At 67.3% G+C, this 24699-nt stretch carries 30 protein-coding genes and 1 other RNA gene; 9 read left to right on the top strand and 22 right to left on the bottom strand.

From position 1 onward, the window contains the following. Positions 1–17: 17 nt before the first annotated feature. The 9 genes from ABC419_RS12340 to ABC419_RS12300 form a co-directional block, all read right to left on the bottom strand. The gene (locus tag ABC419_RS12340) at positions 18–1367 is read right to left on the bottom strand and encodes a copper resistance protein B (protein WP_412877297.1); all 1350 of its coding nucleotides are present in this window, start codon (positions 1365–1367) and stop codon (positions 18–20) included. Then, a complete protein-coding gene (locus ABC419_RS12335; protein WP_412877298.1) occupies positions 1364–3178 on the bottom strand; it encodes a copper resistance system multicopper oxidase in 1815 nt (604 codons plus the stop codon). Before ABC419_RS12335 ends, ABC419_RS12340 begins: the two co-directional genes overlap by 4 nt. A gap of 130 nt (positions 3179–3308) precedes the next feature. Then, a complete protein-coding gene (locus tag ABC419_RS12330) occupies positions 3309–3863 on the bottom strand; it encodes an RNA polymerase sigma factor (protein ID WP_412877299.1) in 555 nt (184 codons plus the stop codon). A 7-nt stretch (positions 3864–3870) separates the two neighbouring features. Further along, entirely contained in the window at positions 3871–4311 is a 441-nt protein-coding gene (locus tag ABC419_RS12325; RefSeq protein WP_368924866.1) for a Spy/CpxP family protein refolding chaperone, read from the bottom strand. Beyond that, entirely contained in the window at positions 4308–4589 is a 282-nt protein-coding gene (locus ABC419_RS12320) for a hypothetical protein (protein WP_087140736.1), read from the bottom strand. Before ABC419_RS12320 ends, ABC419_RS12325 begins: the two co-directional genes overlap by 4 nt. 166 nt (positions 4590–4755) lie before the next feature. Then, on the bottom strand, positions 4756–5661 hold the full coding sequence (copD, locus tag ABC419_RS12315) for a copper homeostasis membrane protein CopD (RefSeq protein ID WP_200167373.1): 906 nt from the start codon (positions 5659–5661) through the stop codon (positions 4756–4758). A 1-nt stretch (position 5662) separates the two neighbouring features. Further along, positions 5663–6025 carry a copper homeostasis periplasmic binding protein CopC gene (gene copC / locus ABC419_RS12310; protein ID WP_200167375.1) on the bottom strand — a complete coding sequence of 121 codons (363 nt, stop codon included), beginning with the start codon at positions 6023–6025 and terminating at the stop codon, positions 5663–5665. Between the two features lie 93 nt (positions 6026–6118). Then, positions 6119–8218, bottom strand: coding sequence for a DNA topoisomerase IV subunit B (locus tag ABC419_RS12305; protein ID WP_412877300.1), 2100 nt, complete (start codon positions 8216–8218; stop codon positions 6119–6121). 68 nt (positions 8219–8286) lie between these two features. Then, positions 8287–9573 carry an O-antigen ligase family protein gene (locus tag ABC419_RS12300; protein WP_412877301.1) on the bottom strand — a complete coding sequence of 429 codons (1287 nt, stop codon included), beginning with the start codon at positions 9571–9573 and terminating at the stop codon, positions 8287–8289. Here ABC419_RS12300 and ABC419_RS12295 point away from each other — a divergent pair. Then, a complete protein-coding gene (locus ABC419_RS12295) occupies positions 9572–10732 on the top strand; it encodes a low temperature requirement protein A (protein ID WP_412877302.1) in 1161 nt (386 codons plus the stop codon). The two genes, ABC419_RS12300 and ABC419_RS12295, sit on opposite strands and share 2 nt — an antisense overlap. On the opposite strand, the gene ABC419_RS12290 is transcribed toward ABC419_RS12295, so the two are convergent. Further along, entirely contained in the window at positions 10729–13068 is a 2340-nt protein-coding gene (locus ABC419_RS12290) for an ATP-dependent helicase (protein WP_412877303.1), read from the bottom strand. The two genes, ABC419_RS12295 and ABC419_RS12290, sit on opposite strands and share 4 nt — an antisense overlap. Positions 13069–13242: 174 nt before the next feature. Between ABC419_RS12290 and ABC419_RS12285 the strand changes: the two genes are divergently transcribed. From ABC419_RS12285 to ABC419_RS12275, 3 genes are read left to right on the top strand one after another with little or no spacing between them, the layout of a single operon-like run. Then, entirely contained in the window at positions 13243–13440 is a 198-nt protein-coding gene (locus tag ABC419_RS12285) for a hypothetical protein (RefSeq protein ID WP_200167385.1), read from the top strand. Next, complete coding sequence (locus ABC419_RS12280; RefSeq protein WP_412877304.1) at positions 13437–13748, top strand: hypothetical protein; 312 nt, start codon at positions 13437–13439, stop codon at positions 13746–13748. Before ABC419_RS12285 ends, ABC419_RS12280 begins: the two co-directional genes overlap by 4 nt. Before the next feature lie 4 nt (positions 13749–13752). After that, positions 13753–14100, top strand: coding sequence for a DUF488 domain-containing protein (locus tag ABC419_RS12275; protein WP_200167387.1), 348 nt, complete (start codon positions 13753–13755; stop codon positions 14098–14100). Positions 14101–14124: 24 nt separating this feature from the next. On the opposite strand, the gene ABC419_RS12270 is transcribed toward ABC419_RS12275, so the two are convergent. Genes ABC419_RS12270 through ABC419_RS12260 form a run of 3 tightly spaced genes read right to left on the bottom strand, consistent with a single transcriptional unit; the run spans position 14125 to position 15506 of the window. After that, positions 14125–14856: an SIMPL domain-containing protein gene (locus ABC419_RS12270; protein WP_412877305.1), complete on the bottom strand. Its 732-nt coding sequence runs from the start codon at positions 14854–14856 to the stop codon at positions 14125–14127. Continuing rightward, complete coding sequence (locus ABC419_RS12265) at positions 14853–15092, bottom strand: ribbon-helix-helix domain-containing protein (protein ID WP_312052651.1); 240 nt, start codon at positions 15090–15092, stop codon at positions 14853–14855. The genes ABC419_RS12270 and ABC419_RS12265 overlap by 4 nt, the downstream gene beginning before the upstream one ends. A gap of 3 nt (positions 15093–15095) precedes the next feature. Further along, entirely contained in the window at positions 15096–15506 is a 411-nt protein-coding gene (locus ABC419_RS12260; RefSeq protein WP_200216026.1) for a YbaY family lipoprotein, read from the bottom strand. Positions 15507–15635: 129 nt separating this feature from the next. Between ABC419_RS12260 and ABC419_RS12255 the strand changes: the two genes are divergently transcribed. Next, positions 15636–16580, top strand: coding sequence for a DMT family transporter (locus tag ABC419_RS12255; RefSeq protein ID WP_412877306.1), 945 nt, complete (start codon positions 15636–15638; stop codon positions 16578–16580). Here the strand turns inward: ABC419_RS12255 and ABC419_RS12250 are convergent. Continuing rightward, on the bottom strand, positions 16577–16762 hold the full coding sequence (locus ABC419_RS12250) for a DUF4169 family protein (RefSeq protein ID WP_200167392.1): 186 nt from the start codon (positions 16760–16762) through the stop codon (positions 16577–16579). The genes ABC419_RS12255 and ABC419_RS12250 overlap by 4 nt on opposite strands. Beyond that, the gene (locus ABC419_RS12245) at positions 16762–17355 is read right to left on the bottom strand and encodes a glutathione S-transferase family protein (protein WP_200167393.1); all 594 of its coding nucleotides are present in this window, start codon (positions 17353–17355) and stop codon (positions 16762–16764) included. Before ABC419_RS12245 ends, ABC419_RS12250 begins: the two co-directional genes overlap by 1 nt. Before the next feature lie 85 nt (positions 17356–17440). Here ABC419_RS12245 and ABC419_RS12240 point away from each other — a divergent pair, with 85 nt between their 5' ends. Both ABC419_RS12240 and ABC419_RS12235 read left to right on the top strand, forming a co-directional pair. Continuing rightward, positions 17441–17674 (top strand): DUF2171 domain-containing protein, encoded by a 234-nt coding sequence (locus ABC419_RS12240; RefSeq protein WP_087140701.1) that lies wholly within the window; start codon positions 17441–17443, stop codon positions 17672–17674. A gap of 96 nt (positions 17675–17770) precedes the next feature. Next, entirely contained in the window at positions 17771–18166 is a 396-nt protein-coding gene (locus ABC419_RS12235) for a YccF domain-containing protein (RefSeq protein ID WP_412877307.1), read from the top strand. Positions 18167–18229: 63 nt separating this feature from the next. Here ABC419_RS12235 and fumC read toward each other — a convergent pair whose 3' ends face one another. Then, the gene (gene fumC, locus ABC419_RS12230) at positions 18230–19621 is read right to left on the bottom strand and encodes a class II fumarate hydratase (RefSeq protein ID WP_412877308.1); all 1392 of its coding nucleotides are present in this window, start codon (positions 19619–19621) and stop codon (positions 18230–18232) included. 105 nt (positions 19622–19726) lie between these two features. Here fumC and ABC419_RS12225 point away from each other — a divergent pair, with 105 nt between their 5' ends. After that, positions 19727–20077 carry a RusA family crossover junction endodeoxyribonuclease gene (locus tag ABC419_RS12225; RefSeq protein WP_125900891.1) on the top strand — a complete coding sequence of 117 codons (351 nt, stop codon included), beginning with the start codon at positions 19727–19729 and terminating at the stop codon, positions 20075–20077. A gap of 64 nt (positions 20078–20141) precedes the next feature. On the opposite strand, the gene ABC419_RS12220 is transcribed toward ABC419_RS12225, so the two are convergent. The 4 genes from ABC419_RS12220 to miaA form a co-directional block, all read right to left on the bottom strand. Beyond that, a complete protein-coding gene (locus tag ABC419_RS12220; protein WP_412877309.1) occupies positions 20142–20633 on the bottom strand; it encodes an Ivy family c-type lysozyme inhibitor in 492 nt (163 codons plus the stop codon). Between the two features lie 87 nt (positions 20634–20720). Continuing rightward, positions 20721–21218 (bottom strand): SspB family protein, encoded by a 498-nt coding sequence (locus ABC419_RS12215; protein ID WP_125900893.1) that lies wholly within the window; start codon positions 21216–21218, stop codon positions 20721–20723. Positions 21219–21359: 141 nt separating this feature from the next. After that, positions 21360–21728, bottom strand: a transfer-messenger RNA (tmRNA) gene (gene ssrA / locus ABC419_RS12210). Positions 21729–21741: 13 nt separating this feature from the next. Further along, complete coding sequence (gene miaA / locus ABC419_RS12205; protein ID WP_412877310.1) at positions 21742–22623, bottom strand: tRNA (adenosine(37)-N6)-dimethylallyltransferase MiaA; 882 nt, start codon at positions 22621–22623, stop codon at positions 21742–21744. Between the two features lie 86 nt (positions 22624–22709). Between miaA and ABC419_RS12200 the strand changes: the two genes are divergently transcribed. Further along, positions 22710–23804 (top strand): Mrp/NBP35 family ATP-binding protein, encoded by a 1095-nt coding sequence (locus tag ABC419_RS12200; RefSeq protein ID WP_412877311.1) that lies wholly within the window; start codon positions 22710–22712, stop codon positions 23802–23804. Positions 23805–23832: 28 nt separating this feature from the next. Here ABC419_RS12200 and ABC419_RS12195 read toward each other — a convergent pair whose 3' ends face one another. Continuing rightward, on the bottom strand, positions 23833–24153 hold the full coding sequence (locus tag ABC419_RS12195; protein ID WP_003165113.1) for a YbjQ family protein: 321 nt from the start codon (positions 24151–24153) through the stop codon (positions 23833–23835). A 17-nt stretch (positions 24154–24170) separates the two neighbouring features. After that, positions 24171–24698 (bottom strand): dihydrofolate reductase, encoded by a 528-nt coding sequence (locus ABC419_RS12190; RefSeq protein WP_412877312.1) that lies wholly within the window; start codon positions 24696–24698, stop codon positions 24171–24173. Between the last annotated feature and the right edge of the window lies 1 nt (position 24699).

The following is a 24699-nucleotide window of genomic DNA, read 5'->3' as shown; positions in this document are numbered from 1 at the left end:
ACGCGCCTTCTTTCCAATCAGAACCAGGCCTTGATGCCGACCACGAAGCGCGTGTCTTCGGGATCCTGGCCTCTGGCCTTGGCGTAGTTGGCGGTGTCGCCCAGCGAACGGGTCCACTCGACGCCGACGTAAGGGGCGAACTCCTTGCGGATTTCATAGCGCAGACGCAGGCCCGCCGTGACCGAGGTCAGACCCGAGCCGATTTCGAGCTCCGGGATGTCGCTGGCCGACAGGGCCACTTCGATCGCCGGCTGAAGGATCCACTTCTGGGTGATGCGCTGATCGTATTCGGCCTCAGCGCGGGCGGTCAGGTCGCCCTCGGTCGAGAGGAAGGCGGCGGCGCTCATCTCGAACCAGTAGGGAGCCACGCCCTGAATGCCGACGGTCAGGTGGGTGGTGTCGTCGCCGTCCGGACGGAAGTCCTGGCGCACGCCCGCCTGCACGTCCCAGAAGGGTGCGATGGCGCGGCTGTAGAGAGCCTGAACCTCGGCCTCGTGCAGCCTACCGTCGATCTCGCCTTCGCCTTCGGTCTTCCACCAGAAGCGGTTGATATCGCCGCCGGTCCAGCCCTGGGCGCCCCAGCTGTAGCCGTCAGCGCCGTCGCCGAAGCTGGCTTCGATGGAGTCGATCAGCACGGCCGTCGAGCGGATGTCGCCGTTCTCGACCAGAAGTTGCTTGCGCGAAGCGGCCATGACGGCCGGGTCGAACAGCAGGTCGGCGGCATGGGCCGGAGCTGAACGAGCGGCGGCCGGGGGCGGGGTCTCGACCATGCGGCCGCCGACGGCGTCCACGCTGGTCGGGATGTTCGGCCCGCCGCGCGCGGCGCTCATGTCATGACCGGCATGGGGATCGGTCTGGGCGGCGCCATGACCGGCATGGCCGCTCATGGCGTGACCCGCGTGCGGGTCGGCGGGGGCCGCCTGCGCCGGAGCCATGGCGTGACCCGCATGGGGATCGGCCGCAGGAGCGTCGTGCCCGGCGTGGCCGCTAATATCGTGACCGGCATGCGGATCGGCCGGAGCCATGTCGTGACCCGCGTGGGGATCCGCCAGGGCCGCCTGGGCCGGAGCCATGTTGTGGCCGGCATGGGGATCAGTCGGAGCCTCGCCGCGCCCGGCGTGACCGCTCATGTCATGACCGGCGTGCGGGTCAGCCGGAGCGCCGGAGGCGGCGGCTCCATGCATGGGGCAGGATTTGCCGTCGCGCATCATGGGGCAGTCGTGCGCGGGCTTGGCGGCCGGGGGTGTCGCCTGGGCAGACGCTGCGGGAGCGTGACCCGCATGACCGGCGTGGCTCTGGGCCAGGGCGGGACCGCCCGCAGCCAACATCAGGGGCGCGAGCGCCAGGGAGAAGGAAAGGGACTTCACGAGGCGGCTCCAGCCAGCGGGCGAACGGTGACGACGTTGAACATGCCCGCGTGCATGTGCATCAGAAGGTGACAGTGGAAGGCCCAGTCGCCGGGCGCGTCCGCGGTCAGGTCGAAGGTGACCTTGCCGCCGGGGGCGACGTTGACCGTGTGCTTCAGCGGCTGGTTGCCGTCGTGGCCGTTGACCAGCTCGAAGAAGTGGCCGTGCAGGTGGATGGGGTGGGCCATCATGGTGTCGTTGACCAGGGTCACGCGCACGCGCTCGTTCAGCTCGAAGCGGATCGGCTCGACCACTTCCGAGAATTTGCGACCGTCGAAACCCCACATGAACCGCTCCATATTGCCGGTCAGGTGGATCTCCATGGTGCGCGAGGGTGCGCGGGTGTCCTTGTTCGGCGTCAGCGAGCGCAGGTCGGCGTAGACCAGCACGCGGTGATCGACGTCATCAAGGCCCTGCGGCCGGTCGGCCAGGCGGTTGGACGGAGCCGGGGCTATGGCGTCCACGCCGACGCCGACGGCCATGTCGGCCGGGGCGTTGTTCGGATCGCGCATGTTGTGGCTCATGCCGCCGTGGTCCATAGGCGCTGCGGCCGCCGTGTCTGCCGCCGCCCCATGGCCCATGGCCGCGTGGTCGACACTGGCGGCGCTGGCTGCGCCGTGCGCGCTGTGATCCATGCTCCCGTGATCCATGCCGCCCATGCCCATGTCCTTCATGGTCAGGTTGGGCACCTTGCGCAGCGGCGGGACTTCCGCCGTCATGCCCAGGCGCGGCGCCAGGGTGGCGCGGCCCATGCCCGAGCGGTCGATGGCCTCGGAGACGATGGTGTAGGCGCGGTCCTCGGTCGGGCGGACGATGACGTCATAGGTCTCGGCGACCGAGATCTGGAACTCGTCGATTTCGACCGGGCGGACGTTCTCGCCGTCGGCCTGAACCACGGTCATCGGCAGACCGGGGATGCGGACGTTGAAGATCGACATGGCCGAGGCGTTGATGATGCGCAGACGCACGCGCTCGCCCGGCCGGAACAGACCGGTCCAGTTCTCTTCCGGACCGTGGCCGTTGACCAGATAGGTGTAGGTCGTGCCGTTGACGTCCAGGATGTCGCGCGGGTCCATGCGCATCCCGCCCCACATCCGGCGCTCGGCGGCGTTCATGCGGTCGGAACCGTTCAGCAGGCCGGCCAGGGTCGTCTTCTGCATGTTGAAGTAGCCGGGGCTCTTCTTCAGCTTGTCCAGGATTTCATGCGGATGCATGAAGCTCCAGTCCGACAGGACCAGGACGTGCTCGCGGTCATAGGCGACCGGATCGGCGCCGGCCGGGTCGATGACGATGGGGCCGTAGTGGCCCATGGCTTCCTGAAGGCCCGAATGGCTGTGATACCAATAGGTGCCCGACTGCTTGATCGGGAACTCATAGACGAAGGTCTCGCGCGGCTTGATGCCGGGGAAGCTGACGCCCGGCACGCCGTCCATCTGGAACGGCAGCAGCAGGCCGTGCCAGTGGATCGAGGTGTCCTCGTCCAGATTGTTGGTCACGGACAGGCGCACGTTCTGGCCCTCGCGCATCCGCAGCAGGGGCGCGGGCAGCAGGCCGTTGATCATGAAGGCGTGGCCGGTGCGGCCGCCCACGGTGAAGCTGGCGTCGCCCACGCTCAGGTCGATGTTCGGCCCGGTCAGGGTCGGCAGATCGGCCCGCAGGCCCGGCGATCCGGTCTGCGCCCAGGCGGGCAGCAGGCCTTGGAGGCCCAGAATGCCGCCGCCCAGAGCGGCGCCTCGCAACAGGGTTCGACGGTCCAGAGATGTTGTCGCCATGAAGTCCAAGTCTCAAAGAGGCCGTTCGCCTTAGGAAGGCGCGCGGGGAGGGGGTCTGATTGGGATACGCAGGCGACACGATCGCCCCTTGCATCGCCGTTGCGGCAGGGCGCCGCAGCATGCCGACGCCTTAACGCGCCAGGGCCTGGTTCAGCTTCTGCCTGGCACGGGCGATGCGGGTCTCGACCGCCTTGGGCGTGACGCCCAGAACTTCGGCGATCTCGGCATGGGAGCGGCCTTCCAGCGAGGCCAGCAGAAGCGGCGCCTTCAGATTGTCGGGCAAGGCGGCCAGGGCGCGATTCATCTCGTCCATGCGGCGGCGGTCGTCCAACTGGGCCTCGGCTTCAGGCGCGTCTTCGCCCACGGCCATGGCTTCGGGCGTGTCCAGCCCCATGACGCCGCGCACGATGCGGCGCACGGTGCGCTTGCGGCCCCAGTCGCGGCATTTGTTGATGGCGATCGAGCGCAACCATGTCTCGAAGGAGCGCGTCGGATCATAGCGCCGGATCGCCAGCCAGGCCGAGACATAGGTTTCCTGCAGCAGGTCATGGGCCTCATCCGTGTCGCCGACGTAACGACGCACGAAGCGATAGAGGTCGCCGCTGGTCGCCGCCATCAGGGCGGTGAAGGCTGTGCGGTCGCCGCGCGCGGCGCGCGCCTCGTCTGTATCGCCCCCGACCGTCACCTCGGCCTTACCGAGGCTCTTGCGTAAGGGCGCCGGCGATTTCCTTGTCGAAGATGCGGGCCTGTTCCGGCGTCAGAACCGCGCGCATTTCGAACACATGGGCGATGGTGGCCTTCTGCAAGGCGCCCATGGCGTCATGGAAATGGTCGACGGCGGCGCGAACCTCGGGGCTGTCGCCCTGGCTTGCGGCGATGGCGTTGGCCAGTTCGCGGTTGGCGGCGCGCACGTCGGCCTCCAGCGTTTCACGCCGCACGGTGAAATGCTCTTCGATACCGTCCAGGCGAGCGTCCTGATCTGCGGTCAGGTCCAGCTTCTGATGCACGATGTCGTGCACGCTGGGCGTTTCGTGCTGCTTCATCATCCAGCCCGCGGCCAGCCAGGCGGCGCCCCCGCTGGCCAGGGCGGCCAGCGCCACGGTCAGGGCGATGGACTTCCAGTTGGCGTTCATCCGCCGACCTCGAAGCGGGTCATCGGCGACAGGCCTGCAGAGACGCTGAAGACCTGAATGTCGGAGTGGTTGGGCTTGAATGCCTGACCCAGCATGCCGCCGTTGGTTACGCCGACCAGCAGGGCGACGGCCATGACCGCCAGACGCACCTGGCCCGACCGGCGTTGCTCCTGCCGCTCTTCGATCCGCCGCCAGACCTGGTTCTCCAGTCCCGCCAACCGCAAGGTTTCATCTGCTGGAAACGGCGTCGCCAGGATGCGGTCGATGTCTTTTGTCATTCTGCACCTTTCGCGGGCCCTGTCTGTCATACGCGAGGCGACGCGCCTTCCCTTGGAAAGACGTCTGACCGCGTACGCATCCAGGGCGTATGGTTCCAATCGTTGTAATCTCTACGCCATGTCGGGGCCGTGACGAAAGCGGTTCGCGTCACAGCCCCGACTGACGTCAGAGCGAGGCGGGCGGCGGCTGAACGCCCATGACCGCCACGACGGCCAGGATCGTCAGCGCCAGACCGAACTCGACGACCAGACTCTTCTTCAGATGCGGCATGGCCTGACCCGCATCATGGGCCATCAACGGCGCCAGGCGGAAGCGGTTGGCCGCCGCCAGGCAGACCATCAACCCGAACAGCGCCAGCTTGATCGTCAGCAGGACGCCATAGGAGCTGGCGCCCAGGCTCAGCGCCTTCGACAGACCGACCAGATAGGCGCTGTTGATCAGGCCTGTTGCGACCAGGGCGCCGACGGCCGCCGTACCGACCCCGGCGAAGCCGGTCAGACTGCGCGCCACCCCGGCGTCCCAGGCGGGATCGCCCGATGGCCGCCGAACGATAAGGACGGCGAAGGCGGCGAGGGCGCCGACCCAGACGGAGGCCGCCACGGCGTGCACGATGTCCGAGGCCAGGTGGATCATATGTCCCGCCCCTTGCGTCGCCGCGCCGTGGCCGGTCCAGGCGAAGCTGGCCGAGACGACCACGCCCAGCAGCGTCAGCAGGCTCCACATCAGGCGTCCCGGCCGCAGCAACAAGGCGGCGCCCAGAGCCAGGGCGGCCGCCAGAGTCCGCACGACCAGCGCCTTGCCCAACCCCATGCCTGTGACCATGAAGGTCAGGGCATCGGGCTTGAACGCCTCGCTCAGCGAGCCCGCCATCATGGCGGTCTGAGCCAGCAGGGCGGCGGGCGCGGCCAGCATCAGGATCGCCGCCGCCCAGGCCGTCGCAGGACGCGGCCAGCGCAGGCCCAGCGGCCCGACAGCGCGTGCGCTGTACAGCATGAACGCAGGCATGCCGAGCAGCACCGCCCCGGCGACGTATTGCACGCCGCGCAGGAGGATGATCCAGACCTCGACCATATTAGCGGACGGTGAAGTCGTAGCTACCGGTCATGCGGTGGCCGTCGGTGGAAGCGATACGCCAGTTGACGACATAGGCCCCCGCGGCCAGCGGGCGAGCCAGGGTTCCGGTGATGGTCTTGCCGTCCTGACTGACCTGGGTGCGAACCGTCGCCTTGGCGCCGGCGGCGTTGACCACGTCGAAGCTGGAGAAGGCCGGAGCCACGCGGTCGCTGAAGGTCAGCGTCACGACGCGCGGCGCGGCCACGGTCGACTTGGCCGCCGGCGTGGCGCTAACCAGGCGGGCGTGCGCCTGTGCCGCGACGGGGGCCAGGGAGACAGCAGCGACCAGACCAATAGAGGCGAGGGGGTGAAGAAAGGACATAATAGGCTCCAGTTGCGAAGGATGCTCAATCACAACTACGCGCCTAGGCGACGTCCCCCTCGGGAAGGGCGGCGGAACGGCGATACAGGCTGATCAAACGTCCAGATCGGCCTGGGCGAAGCGGGCGTTTTCCTGGATGAAGTTGTAGCGGGCCTCAGCCTTGCGGCCCATCAGGCGCTCGACCAGATCCTCGATCTCTTCCTCGCTGTCGGGCAGGGCGATGCGGGCCAGGGTCCGCTTCTTCGGGTCCATGGTGGTCTCTTTCAGCTGAGAGGCCATCATCTCGCCTAGACCCTTGAACCGGCCGATCTCGGTCTTCTTGCCCTTGAAGGTCGTGGCCAGCAGTTCATCGCGGTGCGCGTCGTCGCGGGCGTATTCCGACAGCGGGCCCGCCGAAATCCGATAGAGCGGCGGCAGGGCCATATATAGCCGCCCCTGACGGATCAGGTCCGGCATGGAGCGATAGAAGAAGGTGATCAGCAGGGCCGCGATGTGGGCGCCGTCGACGTCGGCGTCGGTCATGATGACCACGCGCTCATAGCGCAGGTCGTCGACGCTGAAGCGGCTGCCCGCCTGCACGCCCAGCGCCAGCATCAGGTCGGTCAGTTCGACATTGGCGCGCAGCTTGTCCGCCGTGGCCGAGGCGACGTTCAGGATCTTGCCGCGCAGGGGCAGGATGGCCTGGGTCGTGCGGTCGCGCGCCTGCTTGGCCGAGCCGCCGGCCGAGTCGCCCTCGACGATGAACAGTTCGGTGCCTTCGGCGGCCTGACGGCTGCAGTCCGACAGCTTGCCGGGCAGACGCAGCTTGCGCGTGGCGGCGGCGCGCTGGACTTCCTTGTCCTTGCGGCGGCGCAGGCGATCCTCGGCGCGGTCGACGACGAAGCCGAGCAGGGCGTTGGCCTGTTTCGGGCTTTCGGTCAGCCAGTGGTCGAAGGGGTCGCGCAGCAACTGTTCGGCCAGACGCGCGCCCTCGGGCGAGGACAGGCGGTCCTTGGTCTGGCCCTGGAACTCAGGGTTGCGGATGAAGATGGAGATCAGGGCGCCCGCATTGGCGATGACGTCCTCGGCCGTGATCTGGGCGGCGCGCTTCTCGTTGATCAACTCGCCATAGGCCTTCAGCCCCTTGACCAGGGCGGCGCGGAAACCAGTCTCGTGCGTGCCGCCGTCGGGGGTCGAGACGGTGTTGCAGTAGGAGGCGACGAAGCTGTCGGCGTCGCCGAAGCCGATCGGCGACCATGTGACGGCCCATTCCAGTGCGCCGGCCTCGCCCTTGCGCTCGACGCGCCCGGCGAAGACGGGGGTGACGGTTTCCAGTTCGCCCACGCGCTCGGCCAGGGCGTCGGCCAGACCGCCCGGGAAGTGCAGCGTCGCCTGTGCGGGCGTGGCGTCGGTGATGCGCTCCGGGGCGCAGGTCCAGCGAATTTCGACGCCGCGGAACAGATAGGCCTTGGCCCGCGTCATGCGGAACAGGCGCGCGGGCTTGAAGGTCGCGCCGACGCCGAAGATCTGATCGTCCGGCTTGAACCGGATCAGGGTGCCCTTCTTCTTGGACGGGCCGACCTGCTGGATCGGCGCCTGCACATGACCGCGGCTGAAGGACTGGCGCCACTCGAACCCGTCGCGCCAGACGGTTACGTCCAGGCTTTCCGACAGGGCGTTGACGACCGAGACGCCGACGCCGTGCAGGCCGCCCGAGGTCTCATAGGCCTTGCCCGAGAATTTGCCGCCCGAGTGCAGCACCGTCATGACGACTTCCAGCGCCGACTTGCCGGGGTGCTTGGGGTGGGGGTCGACCGGGATGCCGCGCCCGTCGTCGCGCACCGACAGATAGCCTTCGGCGTCCAGATCGACGGTGATCAGCTTGGCGTGCTTGGCGACGGCTTCGTCCATCGCATTGTCGAGCACTTCGGCGAACAGATGGTGCAGGGCGCGCTCGTCGGTGCCGCCGATGTACATGCCGGGGCGCTTGCGGACGGGCTCAAGTCCCTCCAGCACCTCGATCGAGGACGCGGAATAGCCGGTGGCGGCCGCCGTCGCGGCGCTGGCGTGGGACGTCAGCTCGACCTTGGGCTGATGCACGGGGGCCGGCGCAGGCTGAGGCGCGACCGGAGGCGTCACCGCAGCGGCTGCGGGCGCAGGGGCGGCGGGCTTGGCCGGTTCGGCGTCGTCGAGGTTGGAAAACAGATCGTCCATCAGGGCAGCTTGCGGCGATTCGGGGCAGGGTCTGGTAGGCTTCGAAGACGGCGGGGGCAAGGCCCGCGTCAGGTCGTGCGGTCGGAAACCAGATTGCGCGCCAGAACCGCGACGAACAGGGTCCAGGGCAGATCCTGATGGCTCATCAAGACGCTTTCCGACACGCTGAGCAGCAGGAAGGCGGCCAGATAGGCCAGGCTCCAGTATCCCTCGCGCCGCCCCAGACCTGAGAGGCGAAACAGGACAGCGGCCGAGGTCAGAGCTATGACCGCGCTGACCAGCCATGTCCCCGCCCAGCCCAGCTGAACACGCAGGTCCAGCCAGCCGTGGTGGGCCGAGGGCACGCGCCACCTGGTCTCGTGGCGGATCCATTCCATCGGCTCGGTATCCAGCACCCAGAAGGCGCCGTAGCCATAGCCGAGCCAGGGTCGCTGCGCCGCCATGCGCTCGATCGCGGCCCAGATCTCGGTGCGGCCGGTCAGGGTCGGGTCTTTGCCGAACAAGGCTAGGATTTCGACGGAGTACTGGTTCCAGACCCACAGGCTGATGACGGCGGTCAGCCCCAGGCTCCATACGACGACGACCCCGAACACCGGCCCCATGCGCGCAATCAGACGGCACATGGCGATCAGTCCGCCGCCCAGCATGGCCATGATCAGGGCGGTCTTGGACTGCGAGCCCAGCAGAGCCAGCGCGCAGACGCCGATGGCGGCCACGGCGATGCGCCGATCCCGCGGCGCGCCCGCCGCCAGCAGGGCCGAGGCGGCGATCAGGCCGACCGCCATGATCATTCCCATGTGGTTCTTTTCGTACCACAGGCCGCGCCACAACCCGGCGTTGGCGCTGTGATGGACGCCCAGGCTGGGAAACAGGAAGACGGCGATCAGGCTGCCGACGCCGAGGGCAAGGAAGGTCCAGGTCAGCAGGCGCGGCAGTTCAGCACCACGGAATACGACGCCGAGATAGATGGAGAAGCCGCCGGTCAGGGCTAGGGCCAGAACCCGTCGCTGGGTTACATCCGGCGCCTGCGACCATAGGCTGGACGACAGAGCCAGGATGACCATCAGGGCCAGCAGGATGAAGGCGGGCCAGGCCGCCGCCATCTGGCGCGCGCGAACCGCCATGAGGCCCAGTATGATCAGATAGATCGGCGGCCAGATCAGCCGAAGCGCCGGAAGTTCTTGCTGCTGCGGCGCAAAGATGGGGCCGATCAGCGCCCCGGTCAGAAGGAACAGGATGAAGGCCGCCGCGGCCTGCTCCCAAAGGCGCGGCGCGACCGAGGATGTCTGGGGTTCTGGACGAACGGCGCGCACGGGAGCACGTTCGTGGAACAGGGTTAAGGAAGGGTGGGGCATGGCCGCCAGTCTGATGCGCGTTCGACGGCCCGGAGAGCATGCTCGGGTCAGCTTTGTCGAGCTATTCTTCGATCTCGTCTTCGTCTTCGCCATCACCCAGGTCAGCCATCTGCTGCTGGCGCACCTGACGTCGCTCGGCGCGCTGGAGGCGGCCGTCCTGCTGGCGGCGGTCTGGTGGGTGTGGATCGACACCAGCTGGATCACCAACTGGCTGGACCCCGAGCGTGGTCCTGTGCGGCTGATGATGTTCGTTCTGATGGCGGCGGGCCTGGTCATGTCGATGTCCCTGCCTACGGCGTTCGGTGACAGGGGGCTGACGTTCGCCTGCGCCTTCGCCGCCATTCAGGTGGGGCGCAGCCTGTTCACCCTGTGGGCGGTGCGCGGTTCGCCGACGCAGAGGGCGAATTTCCAGAGGATATCGCTATGGGCCCTGCTGGGCGCCGGGTTCTGGATCAGCGGCGGCCTGGCCGATGGGCAGGCGCGACTGTTGATCTGGCTGGTCGCCCTGGCGCTGGAGTTCATCGGTCCGGCGTTGGCCTTCTTCGTGCCGGGCCTGGGTCGATCCAGTACGACGGACTGGAACGTCGAGGGCGCGCATCTGGCCGAGCGCGTGGGTCTGTTCGTCATCATCTGCCTGGGCGAGTCGATCATCATCACCGGAGCGACGTTTGCGGAACTGGCGTGGACGCCGCCGGTGGCTGCGGCCTTCGTGTCCGCTTTCGTGACGACCATCGCCATGTGGTGGCTGTTCTTCAGCGAGGCGCACGAGGCCGGATCGGAAACCATCAGCCACGCCGCTGACCCCGGCGCCATCGCCCGGAGAACCTATACCTATTGCCCGATCATCGTCGTGGCGGGGATCGTGGTGACGGCGGTTGGCGATGAACTGGCACTAGCGCATCCGCTAGGCGTGGCGGGCGCGGCGAGTGCCGCCGTGCTGATCGGCGGGCCGTTGCTGTTCTTGCTGGGAACGGCCCTGTCGGTCTTCAGCATCTGGGGCAAGGTGGCGTGGCCGCGCGTGATCGGCGTGGCGATCCTGGGGACCGTCTTCCTGATCGGGCGAGGCTGGTCGCCGCTGGCGCTGACGATGGCGTCGACTGTCGTTCTGGTGGCGACGGGGCTGTGGGAGTCCTTCGCCCCGCGAGGACGGCGCGCCTAGGGCGCCTTTTCCACGAAGGTGTCGATGACCTTCTTCTCGCCCGCCTTGTCAAAGCTCACGACCAGCTTGTTGCCCTCCACCGCGCGGACCTGACCATAGCCGAACTTCTGGTGGAAGACGCGGTCGCCGCGCGCCCAGCCGGACGCCGCCTTGGGATCGGCCGTGGCGATCAGTCGGCCTTCGCCCTCTATCACGGTGCGGCGGGCGTAGGCGGGCTTGGGCGTCTGCGTCGCGGTATGGGCCTGGGCGCGTTTCCAGCCGGGGCTGGAATAGCCGCCGCCGAAGGAGGGGGCGTCGTCCCAGCGGCTCTTGGCCTCCTTCATCCCGGTCGAGGCGCCGTAATAGCCGGTGTCCGACTGCGGCTCGACGTGGGCGAGGGGCAGTTCATCGACGAAACGGCTGGGCAACTGAGATGTCCAGCGGCCATAGACCATGCGATTGGCGGCGAAACTGATGCGTGCGTCCTGCTTGGCGCGGGTGACGCCGACGTAGGCCAGGCGGCGTTCCTCCTCCAGTCCCTTCACGCCCTTCTCGTCGATGCTGCGCTGGCTGGGGAAGACGCCTTCCTCCCAGCCGGGCAGGAAGACCAGCGGGAACTCCAGCCCCTTGGCGCCGTGCAGCGTCATGATCTGCACCGAGCCGGAGCCGTCGGCGTTCTCGTCGCGGCGCTCAAGGTCCATGACCAGCGACACATGCTCCAGATAGGCCTGCAGCGTCTCGAACGACTGCATCGACTGGGTCAGTTCCTTCAGGTTGTCCAAGCGCGTCTGGCCGCTGGTGCGGTCGGCCTTCTGCATGGCGGTGTATCCGCTCTCGTCCAGCAGGGTCTCCATCACCTGCCAGTGGGGCGTGCCCATCGCCATCAGGTCACGCCAGCGGTCCAGATCGCGCACGAAGTTGGCCAGCGGCGTGCGGGTGCGGGCCTGAAGCTCGTCCGTCGTAATCAGGTGGCGCACGGCCCGCATGGCCGAGACGCCGTTCTCACGCGCGATGTGCAGGATCTTCTGGACGCTGGTGTCGCCGATGCCGCGCTTGGGAACGTTGACGATGCGCTCGAACGCCAGATCGTCGTCCTCGGACTGGATCAGGCGCAGATAGGCGTGGGCGTCGCGGATTTCCGCCCGCTCGAAGAAGCGCGGCCCGCCGATGACGACATAGGGAATGGCCAGCATCAGGAAGCGTTCTTCAAATGCCCGCATCTGGAAGGACGCGCGAACAAGGACGGCCATGTCCTTGTAATTCATACCCTGCTTGCGCGTGGTTTCGATCTCGTCGGCGATCAGGCGGGCCTCGGCCTCGCCGTCCCAGACGCCGCGCACCCGCACCTTGTCGCCGCTGTCGTCCTCGGTCCACAGGGTCTTGCCCAGTCGGTCCTGATTGGCCGCGATCAGGGCCGAAGCCGCGCCCAGGATGTGCTTGGTCGAACGGTAGTTGCGCTCCAGCCGGATGACCTTGGCGCCGGGGAAGTCGCGCTCGAAGCGCAGGATGTTGTCCACCTCGGCCCCGCGCCAGCCATAGATCGACTGATCGTCATCGCCGACGCAGCAGACATTGCCGGTCGAGGAGGTCAGCAGTCGCAGCCACAGATACTGGGCGACGTTGGTGTCCTGATATTCGTCCACCAGGATGTAGCGGAACCGGCGACGATATTCCTCCGCTAGATCAGCGTGTTTCGACAGGATGGTGATGTTGTGCAGCAGCAGGTCGCCGAAGTCGCAGGCGTTCAGCGTCGCCAGCCGCGCCTGATAGGCGGCGTACAGCGCCGGGCCCTTGCCGTTGGCGAAGTCCTCGCCCGGCGGCAGCTTGTCGGGCGTCCAGCCGCGGTTCTTCCAGTGGTCGATCATATGGGCTAGCGACTTGGGCGTGAACCGCTTGGTGTCGATGTTGGCCGCTTCCAGCAGCTGCTTCAGAAGCCGCTCCTGATCGTCCGTATCCAGGATGGTGAAGCTGGACTTCAGACCGACCAGCTCCGCATGGCGACGCAGGATCTGCGCCGCGACCGAGTGGAAGGTGCCCAGCCAGCGTAAGCCTTCGGACGACGGGCCGATCAGATGGCCGATCCGCTCGCGCATCTCGCGCGCGGCCTTGTTGGTGAAGGTGACGACCAGCAGTTCCCACGGCTTGGCCCGGCCGGTCGCCAGAATGTGCGCCAGGCGGGTGGTCAGGACGCGCGTCTTGCCCGTGCCGGCGCCCGCCAGCACCAGCACCGGCCCCTCGGTCGTCTCCACCGCTTCGCGCTGCTCGGGGTTCAGGCCCGACAGATAGTCGGCCGCCGCGCCTTGGGGAGCTTGGGCGCGGGCGAGGTCGGAAATGCGGGGAGCGGGCAGGTCAGTCACAGGGGCGGATACTCAGGCGGCGGGACAGGCGGGCGAGCCGCCGGAATTTGAATGGGAGAACATAAGCAGCACGGCGGCCAAAGTCAGGCCTATTCGCACAGGGCCGTTCCGGAACCGCGCAGTCAGAGCGTCGTTCTCGCACACGACAGGGTCAGCAAAGGGAAGGGATGCCTTATGGCGGAAAACTCAAGCGGCGGCGGCAACGCCGGTCTCGCCTTCATCGTCGGCGGTTTGGTCGTGGTTGTGGCTGTCCTGGCCTGGTTCCTTCTGGGCCGAGGCGGGGCGTCGGACACCAGGAATGTCGATGTCGAGGTCAAGCTGCCTGAAGTCTCGGCGCCGGCTGCGCCGAGCGGTCCTGAGGCCGCGTCATGACCGATCCCAATATCCCGCCTGAGCGCGTCGTCCATCAGACTACCGTCAACAACGTCCCGGCGCCGCGAAAGGGCGGCGGGGCGGGTCTGGCCTTCATCGTCGGGGGGCTTCTCGTCGCCGTGGCGGTGATAGCCTGGTTCGTCTTCGCCGGAGGAAGGGCGCCGGCGCCGTCAACGCCCGAATTGAACGTCGACATCAATGTGCCGACGCCGCGCCTGCCTGAGGTTCCAGACCGCCCGGTTCCGCCCGAATTGCCGCGCCCCTCTGAACCGCCCCAGGTGGCCGCGCCCGAACCGCAGGGCGGATGAGGCCGTGAAGGTCGCCTTGAAGCGCGTCTATGAACCGCCGTCCGATGCGGATGGGACGCGCATCCTGGTCGACCGCCTCTGGCCGCGTGGTCTCAGCAAGGACAAGGCCCGCGTGGACCTATGGCTCAAGCAGATCGCGCCGACGACGGAACTGCGGCAGTGGTTCGGCCATGATCCGGCGAAATGGACGGAGTTCCAGCACCGCTATCGCGCGGAGTTGGAGGCCAACGGCGATGTCGTATCCGAACTGAAGGCCGCGCTCGCCGATGGCCCGGCGACCCTGGTCTATGGGGCCAAGGACGAAGAGCACAATGACGCCGTCGTGCTGGCGGCCTATCTGACGGACCTCTGATTAGGCGGGCGCATTGGCGCGGACCTATTTCAGTCGATAGCTGATCGTCGTGACGACCCGGACCTTCTTGTTCGGCGTGCCGGCTTCATCGCCCGTGCCGTCGCGCGACAGGATCTCGAACGAGCCCTGTCCCGCCGTCTTGATCGGCCCCAGCGGCGCGCCGGAGTCCTTGGCGAACTGTTCGGCGCCGCTGCGGGCGGCGGCGGTGGCCTCGGCGATCATGGCCGGGCGCACGTCGTTCAGCTTGGTGAAGATGTAGGACGGGCCGTTGAAGTCCTGCAGCACCACGCCCTGCCGCACCAGATCGTTCAGGCTGCGGGTCGTGGTCTGGACCCGGTCGACGTCCGTGGTGCGCACGATCACGGTCTGAGTCAGGATGAAGCGCGGCCCGCCGGTCTGGCTGGCGTATTCGCGCGAGCGGGTGTCGGTCACGCCCAGCTGACCCAGGTCCGCGGCGTCGTCGGGATAGCCCTGCGCCTTCAGGAACTGGCGCACGATGGCCAGGTCGCCGTCGATGCGGGCCTGCACCTCGGACAACACGTCGCCTGAGGTTGTGAAACGGATCGGCAGGACGGCCAGATCGGCCTTCACGTCCTTTTCCGCCAAGCCTCGCACGGTGACGGAGCGGTCGCCCGCGCGGGCGTTGACCACGCCCTGACCGATCAGGGCGCCGCCGCCGATCAGGCCTACGGCCACCAGTCCGCCGAAGACGGCGGCGGGGATCAGGCGGTTCTTGTCGATGCGAGCGTCGCTCATGGCGTCTTCTCTTCTGCGAAACTGCGGTCGCCGCCGGTCCATTGCAGGGCCAGGATGCGGCAGGCGGAGGCCAGGGGGCGGCGGCCCCGCCAGGCGTCGATGCGGATCAGCAGGCCTGACCGACTGAGCGTCAGTTCGGCCGCGATGGCGTCCAGCACGGCCCAGAACTCAGGCTCCAGCGCCACCGAGGTGGCGTGGCCGGACAGCAGCACCGATCGTTTGGCGAGGCCGCTCAAGGCTTAGCGCACGCCCACCATGACGATGTCGGCGCTGTTCGAGGCGCCGTTTGTCAGCACGGCGTAGTTGGTGTCGGTGGTGAAACGCAGGGCGCCGGAGGCGTCGCGGATTTCAGCGCGCGCGGCATAGCGGTGGCGGGCGTCGATCTTGTCGCTGGGCACCGAAAGGGTGACGGCGTAGGGCGGGGCGCGACCGTTCAGCGGCTGGCGCACCTCGGCCATGGTGCGGGACGGCGCGTCCATCAGGCTGACGTCCTCGACCTTGACCGTCAGGACATGGCCGGGCGGCAGCATGATGCGTTCGCGATAGGTGGCGGTGACCTGGACTTCGGTCATGGAGGTCTCCGGCAGGGTGGAGCAGGCGGCGGCCAGCAGGGCCGGGGCCAGGACGAGGGGGGCGAGGAACAGGCGCATCAGCGTCTCCTTTGAAGGACTAGCTTAACAGAACGCGCCAGCGTCGCATAAGGCTGCAACAGGTGAGAGACGGCGGACCCGAAGCGGTGCTATCGGAAGTTCCCGTTTCGTTTCGACCGAGTCGCCGGCGTGTCCCAGTCTGAAGCTCCCCAGTCCGAAACCGCGTCGTCGCGCTTGTCTTCACCGGCCCTGTTGGCCATCGGCGGCGTCGGGGTCTGCGCCCTGATCTGGGGCACGACCTGGTACGCCATCACCTTCCAGCTGGGGGCTGTCGATCCGGTGGTTTCGGTGGTGCTGCGCTTCGGCATCGCCTCGGCCCTGCTGGCGCTGATCGTCAAGGCGACGGGCGGGCGGTTGGCCCTGACGCGCGGCCAGCATCTGGCGGCGCTGGGGCAGGGGCTGTTCTCCTTCGCCATCAGCTACGCCTTCGTCTACGCCTCGGAGGAAAAGATCGCCTCGGCCGTCGTGGCGGTGATCTTCGCCGCCCTGGCCTTCCTGAACCTGATCCTGTTCCGTGTCGCCTCGGGCCAGAAGGCGGCGCGCGCCGCCTGGCTGGGCGCGGGATTGGGCGTGATCGGCGTCGGCGTCCTGTCGGCGGGCGAGGTGATGGGCGCAGGCCTGGGCGCCCACGCGGTCGCAGGCGTCAGCTTCGCCGTGATCGCCGTCGTCGCCTCCGCCTTCGGCAACTGGTTCGCCTGGAGAGGGCAGCAGGCGGGATCGCAGGTGCTGCCGTCCACCGCCTGGGCCATGGCCTACGGCACGGGAACGCTGGCGCTCTACGCCCTGGTCACGGGCGTATCCTGGTCGGTGGCGTGGAGCCCGGCCTATGTGATTTCGCTGCTGTATCTGGCGGTGTTCGGCTCGGTCATCGCCTTCGGCCTGTATTTCACCATCGCGCGGGCGAGGGGGTACGCCGTGGCCAGCTATATCTCGGCCCTGACGCCGCCGATTGCCATGCTGGTGTCGGTGATGTTCGAAGGCGCGCGCTTCGGCGTCCTGGCGCTGGTCGGCCTGGCCCTGGTCCTGGCCGGGCAGTTGTTCCTGATCCGCGCGCCGAAACGCTCGGCGGCCTAGGCGTCCGGCTCGTCCAGTTTGTGGCCATCCAGGCGGGCCGCGTCGCGATCGCGTTCCTTCTGCATGGTCTCGCGTTCGGCGCGGGTGCGTCCAAAGGTCAGGCGGTTGGATTCGGCCGTGCGCTTGGCGGCGGCCTTGTCGCGAGCCTTTCGCGCCTTGTTCAGGTTGACGATCTCACCCATCAGACATGACCGTCCGGGCTATCCTTGGCCCAGGCGCGTTTCAGCGCCGGGCGAGCGCCGATGCGCTGGACATAGGCGTCATAAGGCTCGCCCGCAGGCATGGCGGCGCGGAACCACTGCAGCAGGCTGCCGAACAGGATGTCGAGGGCCGAGAAGTCGCCCAGGATGTAGTCGCCGCCCTGGATCGCCGTGCGCCAACGCCGGTCCAGTTCGGCATAGGCGGCCTTCTGAGTCTCGTTCCAACCGGCGGGCGGACCGGAGGTCAGCACCGTCTCCAGCACATTGTTGTAGAGGCCCAGCCACGACAGATATTCCGCCCGGCGCGGATCGGCCGGTCCCGGCGCCAGGCCCGCCTCTGGGTGGCGATCCGTCAGGAACAGGAAGATCAGCACGGATTCGATCAGCACCTGGCCGTCGACTTCAAGCGCCGGGGCCTGCTTCAGCGGATGGGGGTTGGCCGGGTCGGTTCGGCCCTGACCCTCACGCCGCAGAATGTCGACGTAGTGGACGCGATAGTCGGCGCCCAACTCCTCCAATAGCCACAGAAGGCGGGTCGAGCGGGACTGCGGCGCGTGGTGAACGATCATCGACATTGTGAACTTCCTCGCCTGGCTTTGCGGTGAACCCTCTAGCGGTTGGGCCGTTCCGGGACGGTCCCCATAGTAACGGAGAGCGTCAATGATAAACGCCTCGATGATCAAGGAACATCAGGAAGTCGTCGGTTCGGACGGCGGCCACGTCGGTCGCGTGGACCATGTGATGGGCGACCAGATCGAACTGGCCAAGCTGGATCTGGGTTCAGGCCTCAAGCACCACATGATCCCCGTCACCTGGGTCACGCGCGTGGATGAACATGTGCATCTGAACATGACGAAGGACGAGGCCAAGGCGCGCTGGACCGAGAAACACTAAGGCGTCGCCTTACCGCGATTTCACCCGAGGCCCTGCTGCAATCAGCAGGGCCTTTCGCCATATAGAGGGTGTGATTGACGCGAAGGGGCGACAGACTTGATCCGACTGATCCTGAACCTGCTGTGGTTCTTCCTGGGCGGTTTCGCCTCGGGCCTGGCTTGGCTGTTCGGCGGGCTGTTGCTGGCCTTGACGGTCGTGGGGCTGCCCTGGGCGTTTTCGGCATGGCGGATCGCCAGCTATTCCTTCTGGCCGTTCGGGCGCGAGATTGTCTGGCGCGATCCGAACCCGGCTGATCTGGGCGCGGGCTGCCTGGGCGTCGGGCTGAACGTGATCTGGTTGGTGCTGGCGGGCTGGTACATCGCCCTGGCGCATATCCTGATCGCCGTACCCCAGTTCGTCAGCCTGATCGGCATTCCGTTCGCATTGAAGAACGTCGAGCTGGTCAAGCTGTCATTGGCCCCGGTGGGGCGGACCATTCGCGACAAGGGCTGAGCATGAAAAACGCCGGCCAGGGCGAACCCGGCCGGCGTCTTCAACTCTGACGATGACCGCGGCTTACTGCGGCGAGATCATCTTCTCGGGGCGGACCCACTCGTCGAACTCTTCGTTGGTCAGATAGCCGCCGCCGACGGCTTCTTCGCGCAGGGTGGTGCCGTTCTTGTGCGCCGTCTTGGCGATCTTGGCGCAGGTGTCATAGCCCAGCTTGGCGTTCAGAGCCGTGACCAGCATCAGGCTGTTTTCAAGGCCGTGCTTGATGTTGTCCTCGCGCGGCTCGATGCCGACGACGCAGTTGTCGGTGAAGCTGATGGCCGCATCGGCGACCAGGCGGACCGATTGCAGGAAGTTGTAGGCCATCACCGGATTATAGACGTTCAGCTCGAAGTGGCCCTGCGAACCGGCGAACGACAGGGCGGCGTTGTTGCCGAACACTTGGACGCAGACCTGGGTCAGGGCTTCGCTCTGGGTCGGGTTGACCTTGCCCGGCATGATGGACGAGCCCGGTTCGTTTTCCGGCAGCGACAGTTCGCCCAGACCCGCGCGCGGACCCGAGCCGAGGAAGCGGATGTCGTTGGCGATCTTGAACAGCGACGCGGCGACCGTGTTGATGGCGCCGTGGGTGAAGACCATGGCGTCGTGGGCGGCCAGGGCCTCGAACTTGTTCGGCGCCGTGGTGAAGGGCAGGCCGGTGATGCCCGCGATCTGGGCCGCGACCTTTTCAGCAAAGCCGATCGGCGCGTTCAGGCCGGTGCCGACGGCGGTGCCGCCCTGGGCCAGCTCCATCAGGCGCGGCAGGGTCTGCTCGATGCGCTCGATGCCCATGGCGACCTGGTGGGCGTAGCCGCCGAATTCCTGGCCCAGCGTCAGGGGCGTGGCGTCCTGGGTGTGGGTGCGGCCGATCTTGATGATGTGGGCCCAGGCCTTGGCCTTGGCGTCCAGCGCGGCGTGTAGGTGCTTCAGCGCGGGCAGCAGGTCGTTGACCACCTGCTCGGCGCAGGCGACGTGCATGGCCGTCGGATAGGTGTCGTTCGACGACTGGCTCATGTTGACGTGGTCGTTGGGGTGGACCGGCTTCTTGGAGCCCATCTCGCCGCCCAGCATCTCGATGGCGCGGTTCGAGATCACCTCATTGGCGTTCATGTTCGACTGGGTGCCCGAACCCGTCTGCCAGACGACCAGGGGGAAGTGGTCGTTCAGCTTGCCTTCGATCACTTCATTGGCGGCGGCGATGATGGCGTCGGCCAGCTTGGCGTCCAGCTTGCCCAGGTCGCGGTTGGTCTCGGCGGCGGCGCGCTTGACGATGCCCAGGGCGCGCACGACCGGCAGGGGCTGCTTTTCCCAGCCGATCTTGAAGTTGCCGAGCGAACGCTGGGCTTGCGCGCCCCAATAGCGATCAGCGGCGACCTCGATGGGGCCGAAGGTGTCGGTTTCGATACGAACGTTGCTCATGTGCGCGGGACTCGTCTCTCAGGCGTGGCGGGAAGATGCCGGGCGGTGTAGCACGCAGGCGCGGCGGGGCAAGGCGAGCCGCACTTCACGAAAGGCGGACGGCGCGTGGACGGCTGGATCGGAACCGGAAAGGTCAGGGCGCGCGAGCAGGGCGAGGCGGTCGAGATCGCCATCGACGGCCTGACCACCCAGGCCAAATACTACAAGCCGCTGGTTTATGAGTTCATGCGCAAGGAATGGACGTCGCGACCATCATGGGGCGATTACGTCGTCGAGATCGTGATGGAGCACGTCGGGGATCCGCCGTGGATGGACCTGGACAACCTCGCCAAGGCCCTGCTGGACGCGATCAAGGGCTATCTGTTCCACGACGACAGCCAGGTCGCCCGCCTGCTGGTCGAGCGCCGCGAAGGCGAGCGCGAGCGGATCACCATTCGAGTCTTTCCCCGCAAATAGCGTCACGAAAATAGGGGCCGCGCCGGGCGCGACCCCTATCTTTAAGGTCAGTCTTGAAGGCGGATCAGCCTGCTGCGTTGGAGATCAGCGTCTGCACGTCTTTCGGCTTGGCGATGTTCGAGCCGGCGGTCTTGTAGGTGGTCAGCTTGCCGCCTTCCCACAGGCCGACTTCCAGCGCCTTGGTCGCCGGGTCGATCAGAAGATAGGCCGCGTTGACGCCGCCCTCATGCTGCTTGTTGCCCGAAGTGAACAGGACGGCGCCGTCTTTCTGCAGCGGCGCTTGGGTCTGCATATTGGTCGTCAGGACGTCGAACTTGTCGCCCAGCAGCGTCTTCAGATCAGCCGTGATCGCGCTGTCTTCCAGAAGCTTGGTCTCGTTGGGATAATTGCCGATCTGGGTGTTCAGGGCGTTCCAGTCAGCGGCGGCGATTTCAGCGGTTGCGGGCGCGGCTTCGGTCGAGGCGGTCGGGGTTTCCGCCGGCGGGGTCGCTTCAGGCTGGCTGCAGGCGGCCAGCGTCAGGGAAACGGCGGCGGCGGACATGAGGGACAGACGCATGGAAGCGACCTCGCTTAGGTAAGGAAGGGGAGGTTACGGCAACGCTTGTCTGCAGCCAAAGGTTGCGTTCCCCTTGGCGCGAAGACGTTATTTCTTGCGGAACTGGTCCAGCGAAACGACCTTCGGGCCATCGTCGTCCGAGGGCGGAGGCGGGGCGGCGTCCGGGTCGCGCGCAGGCGGCGACAGGGGCGCGACCTCGGCCTCGACGATTTCAGGTTCGTCGAATTGCAGCAGGAACTGCACGCTGGGGTCGTAGAAGCGGACCACGGCGCTGTAGGGCACGGTCAGCACCTTGGGCGCGCCGCCGAACTTCAGCATCACCGAGAAGAGGTCCGGCTCGACCGCCAAATCCCAATACTGGTGCTGCAGCACCACCGTCATTTCATCGGGATATTTGGCCAGGACGTCCGGCGGGACGCTGACGCCGGCGCCGCGGGTCTTGAAGGTGATGTAGAAGTGGTGGGCGCCGGGGATGCCTTCGGGCTCGGCCGCGCGCTCAAGCGCCAGGCGGATCACGCCGCGCAGGGCGTCCTGGGCGAGTTGCTCATAGTGCATCTCGTCGACAGGGGGAGTTTGATCCGTCATCGGCGCCTCAAGAAAGGGGAACGCGCGACTGTTACCCGCCCAAGGCGAGCGACGGAAGACGCAGAGTCGCCTGCGGCAAAGGAATTTCAATGTCGAGAGAAGCGCCGGGATTCTGTTGCCAGGCTCCCGAGATGCCTGAAAAGTGGGGAGCTTCTGTTGCCAGGCGCCCCCCGGGCCCCGCCTAAGGATCTGAACCCCTAGGACTTAAGTGTTCGAAATCAACCGAACCGCATTACGCGGCGAGGCGGACTTCTCCAGCGAAGTTATCGTTCGCAGTTAGATAAAGGCCCGATACGGTGGGCCAGGACGAGCGAAAGCAATCCTCTTTACACGTCCGTCGATGCTAGTCGGCCCCATGCTGCCTCCGCCGATAACGCGGGGAAGAAGTTGGTGGAGCCGCCGGGAATCGCACCCGGGTCCGGTCCGCTTATTACAGGCGCGTTTATCGCCATAGCTCGGGCGAACCCGAGCAGGATCAATATAGTATGGGCGACGCGGCCTTCCAAGAGGCTGGCGAAGAAGTTCAGGCGAAACCGGGATGGCGGGGCCAGTCTCTCTGCTGGTTGCGGAACCAGGTCAGCTGGCGCTTGGCGTAGTTGCGGGTGGACTGTTTTACGGCGTCGACGGCGCCGTCCAGCGACAGCTCGCCCGCCAGATGCGCCGCAAGTTCACGCACGCCGACCGCCTTCATGGCGGGCAAGTCCGGGTCCAGATCGCGGGCGACGAGCGCGCGCACCTCGTCCAGCGCGCCGTGCGCCATCATCAGGTCCACGCGCGCGTCGCATGAGGCGTAGAGGCGCTCGCGCGACGGCTCAACCACGATGGCGTCATAGCTGTCGGGCGGCAGTAGCGGTTGCGTGTCGGCCTTCCAGGCGCTGAGCGCGCGGCCGCTGGCGCGATGCACGCTGAGAGCGCGAACCAGGCGCTGCCGATCGCCGGGAAAGACGGCGGCTTCGGCGGCGGGGTCGATTTCGCTCAGGCGGCGGCGGAAGGCGGTTTCGCCTTCAGCGTCGAACTCGGCCTGAACGGCGTCGCGGGTTTCGACCGGCACCGGCGGAATATCGGCCAGCCCCTTGGTCAGGGCGTTGAAATAGAGGCCGGTGCCGCCGACCAGCAGGGCGGGGCGCCCCTCAGCCGCCAGTTCGGCCAACAGGTTCATGACCGCCCGACTCCAGCGACCGACAGACCATGCGTCGGCGGCGTCAGCGACGCCATACAGACTGTGCGGGATTTCGGCCTCGTCCTCGACCAAGGGGCGGGCGCTCAGGACGCGCAGGTCGGCGTACAACTGCTGGCTGTCGGCGTTGATGATGACGGCCCCCGTCTCGCGCGCGCGTTCCATCGCCAGGCGCGACTTGCCTGAGGCGGTGGGCCCGGCGATCAAGGTGATGTGAGGCTGGGACAAAGGATCAACTCGCGAACGGACGCTTAGGGCGATAGAACGCCCGTCACCGGCCCGGCAAGTCCGTCGGGCCACAAGGAGCTTCTATCGTGACCGACCGCGCCGCCGTTCTCGCCGCCCTTGACGCCGTGATCGACCCGAAGTCGGGCCAGGGGCTGGCGACGGCGGGGCTGGTGCAGGGGCTGGTCGTGGCCGATGGCCGTGCGGGCTTCGTCATGGAGGTTCCGGCCAAGGAAACGGCGCTGTACGCTCCCGTTCGCGACGCGGCCGAGGCGACGTTGAAGGCGATGCCGGGCATGGAGCGGGTGTCGGTCGTCCTGACCGCCGAGGCTGTGACCGCCGCGCCGCGCCGCACGGCGGGCCTGTCGAAGGCTGCGACCGATCAGGGGCGGCCCAAGGCGCCGGTCCCGACGGATCGCCCCGCCCATGTGAAGCGCGTCCTGGCCGTGGCCAGCGGCAAGGGCGGCGTCGGCAAGTCGACGGTTGCGGTCAATCTGGCGGCGGCGTTGGCGGCGCGCGGCTTGTCGGTCGGGGTGTTGGACGCCGATGTCTATGGCCCGTCCTTGCCGACCATGCTGGGCCTGTCGGGCCAGCCCGCCTATGAGGACGGGGCCATGGTCCCGCATACGGCCCACGGCCTGAAAGCCATGTCGGTCGGCCTGCTGACCAAGGCCGAGGACGCCATGATCTGGCGCGGGCCGATGGCGTCGCAGGCCATTACCCAAATGCTGACCCAGACGCGCTGGGGGACGCAAGAGCAGCCGCTGGACGTCCTGGTCATCGACCTGCCGCCGGGCACCGGCGACGTGCAACTGACCCTGATCCAGAAGACGCCGCTGGATGGAGCCGTGATCGTCTCGACGCCTCAGGAAGTGGCCTTGGCCGATGCGCGCCGGGCGCACGCCCTGTTCGCAAAGGTCGGCGTGCCGACCCTGGGTCTGATCGAGAACATGAGCGGCGAAGTGTTCGGGACCGGCGGCGCCGAGGCCGAGGCCGCGCGTCTGGATGCGCCCTATCTGGGCGATCTGCCGCTGGACGGGGCGTTGCGCCGTGCGGGCGACGCAGGACGGCCCCTGATCGTGGCTGAGCCTGATGGCGACATCGCGCGCCGGTTTGACGCCGTGGCGCGCCAGGTCGCCGGGGCCCTGGGACTGGGCCCGGAAGGGGAAAAGGCGCGCGCGTAGTTGGAGACAGGTCGCGCCTGCCGAGTTCTCAGACGGGCTCGACCACCACAGCGGTGCCATAGGCCAGAACCTCGGTCACGCCGGGCATGATCTCATTGGCGTCGTAGCGCATGGCCAGGATGGCGTTGGCGCCGATCTCCTGCGCATGGGCGATCAGGTCGTCATAGGCTTCTTGCCGCGCCGCCTCGGCCAGTTTGACATAGGCGCCGACCTTGCCGCCGATCATCGACTGCACCCCGCCGATGGCGTCGGAGATGACGTTGCGCGAGCGCACGGTGATGCCGCGCACCACGCCCAGTTGGCGTACGACGCGATGACCGGCCAGGTCGTTGGTGGTGGCGACGATCATTCGGCTCTCCCTTAGATTCAGCGACGATCCAGAACGGTGAAGGCGAAGGCGTGGTCGTCCTTCTCGCCCGCTTCGTGCGGTTCGAACGCGGTGCGGACGAAGGCGGTTTCGTCGAAGGGCGGGAAGACGGCGTCGCCTTCAGGTTCGGCCTCGACCTCGGTGATGTAAAGACGCTTGGCGCGGGGCAGGGCGGCGGCGAACACCGCCGTGCCGCCGATGACGCAGACTTCGTCCACGCCGTCCTCCGCCGCCTGTTCACGTGCGATAGACAGGGCTTCGTCCAGGGCGGCGCAGACCACGGCGCCCTTGGCCAGCCCCGCCTCGGCGTAGGATTCATCCTTGGTCAGCACGATGTTCAGGCGGCCGGGCAGGGGCTTCAACGGCAGGCTCTCCCAGGTCTTGCGGCCCATGATGCAGGGCTTGCCCACGGTCACGGCCTTGAAACGTTGCAGATCCGAACGCAGTCGCCAGGGCAGGTCGCCGTCCCGACCGATGACGCCGTTGCGGGCGCGGGCGACGACGAGGGCGATGGAGGGAACAGCCAAG

The organism is Brevundimonas phoenicis (assembly GCF_047237745.1).
Taxonomy (GTDB): Bacteria; Pseudomonadota; Alphaproteobacteria; order Caulobacterales; family Caulobacteraceae; genus Brevundimonas.
The sequence above is the reverse complement of the archived record's forward strand: the minus strand, read 5'-3'. Positions and strand labels throughout refer to the sequence as shown.

Bases quoted from the DNA above. Each gene is read 5' to 3' on its own strand.
- ABC419_RS12335 (WP_412877298.1), bottom strand. From the start codon at position 3,178: ATGGCGACAACATCTCTGGACCGTCGAACCCTGTTGCGAGGCGCCGCT.
- ABC419_RS12325 (WP_368924866.1), bottom strand. From the start codon at position 4,311: ATGAACGCCAACTGGAAGTCCATCGCCCTGACCGTGGCGCTGGCCGCC.
- ABC419_RS12320 (WP_087140736.1), bottom strand. From the start codon at position 4,589: ATGACAAAAGACATCGACCGCATCCTGGCGACGCCGTTTCCAGCAGAT.
- copD (WP_200167373.1), bottom strand. From the start codon at position 5,661: ATGGTCGAGGTCTGGATCATCCTCCTGCGCGGCGTGCAATACGTCGCC.
- copC (WP_200167375.1), bottom strand. From the start codon at position 6,025: ATGTCCTTTCTTCACCCCCTCGCCTCTATTGGTCTGGTCGCTGCTGTC.
- ABC419_RS12305 (WP_412877300.1), bottom strand. From the start codon at position 8,218: ATGGACGATCTGTTTTCCAACCTCGACGACGCCGAACCGGCCAAGCCC.
- ABC419_RS12295 (WP_412877302.1), top strand. From the start codon at position 9,572: ATGGCCGCCAGTCTGATGCGCGTTCGACGGCCCGGAGAGCATGCTCGG.
- ABC419_RS12300 (WP_412877301.1), bottom strand. From the start codon at position 9,573: ATGCCCCACCCTTCCTTAACCCTGTTCCACGAACGTGCTCCCGTGCGC.
- ABC419_RS12285 (WP_200167385.1), top strand. From the start codon at position 13,243: ATGGCGGAAAACTCAAGCGGCGGCGGCAACGCCGGTCTCGCCTTCATC.
- ABC419_RS12280 (WP_412877304.1), top strand. From the start codon at position 13,437: ATGACCGATCCCAATATCCCGCCTGAGCGCGTCGTCCATCAGACTACC.
- ABC419_RS12270 (WP_412877305.1), bottom strand. From the start codon at position 14,856: ATGAGCGACGCTCGCATCGACAAGAACCGCCTGATCCCCGCCGCCGTC.
- ABC419_RS12260 (WP_200216026.1), bottom strand. From the start codon at position 15,506: ATGCGCCTGTTCCTCGCCCCCCTCGTCCTGGCCCCGGCCCTGCTGGCC.
- ABC419_RS12250 (WP_200167392.1), bottom strand. From the start codon at position 16,762: ATGGGTGAGATCGTCAACCTGAACAAGGCGCGAAAGGCTCGCGACAAG.
- ABC419_RS12245 (WP_200167393.1), bottom strand. From the start codon at position 17,355: ATGTCGATGATCGTTCACCACGCGCCGCAGTCCCGCTCGACCCGCCTT.
- ABC419_RS12240 (WP_087140701.1), top strand. From the start codon at position 17,441: ATGATAAACGCCTCGATGATCAAGGAACATCAGGAAGTCGTCGGTTCG.
- fumC (WP_412877308.1), bottom strand. From the start codon at position 19,621: ATGAGCAACGTTCGTATCGAAACCGACACCTTCGGCCCCATCGAGGTC.
- ABC419_RS12220 (WP_412877309.1), bottom strand. From the start codon at position 20,633: ATGCGTCTGTCCCTCATGTCCGCCGCCGCCGTTTCCCTGACGCTGGCC.
- ABC419_RS12215 (WP_125900893.1), bottom strand. From the start codon at position 21,218: ATGACGGATCAAACTCCCCCTGTCGACGAGATGCACTATGAGCAACTC.
- ABC419_RS12195 (WP_003165113.1), bottom strand. From the start codon at position 24,153: ATGATCGTCGCCACCACCAACGACCTGGCCGGTCATCGCGTCGTACGC.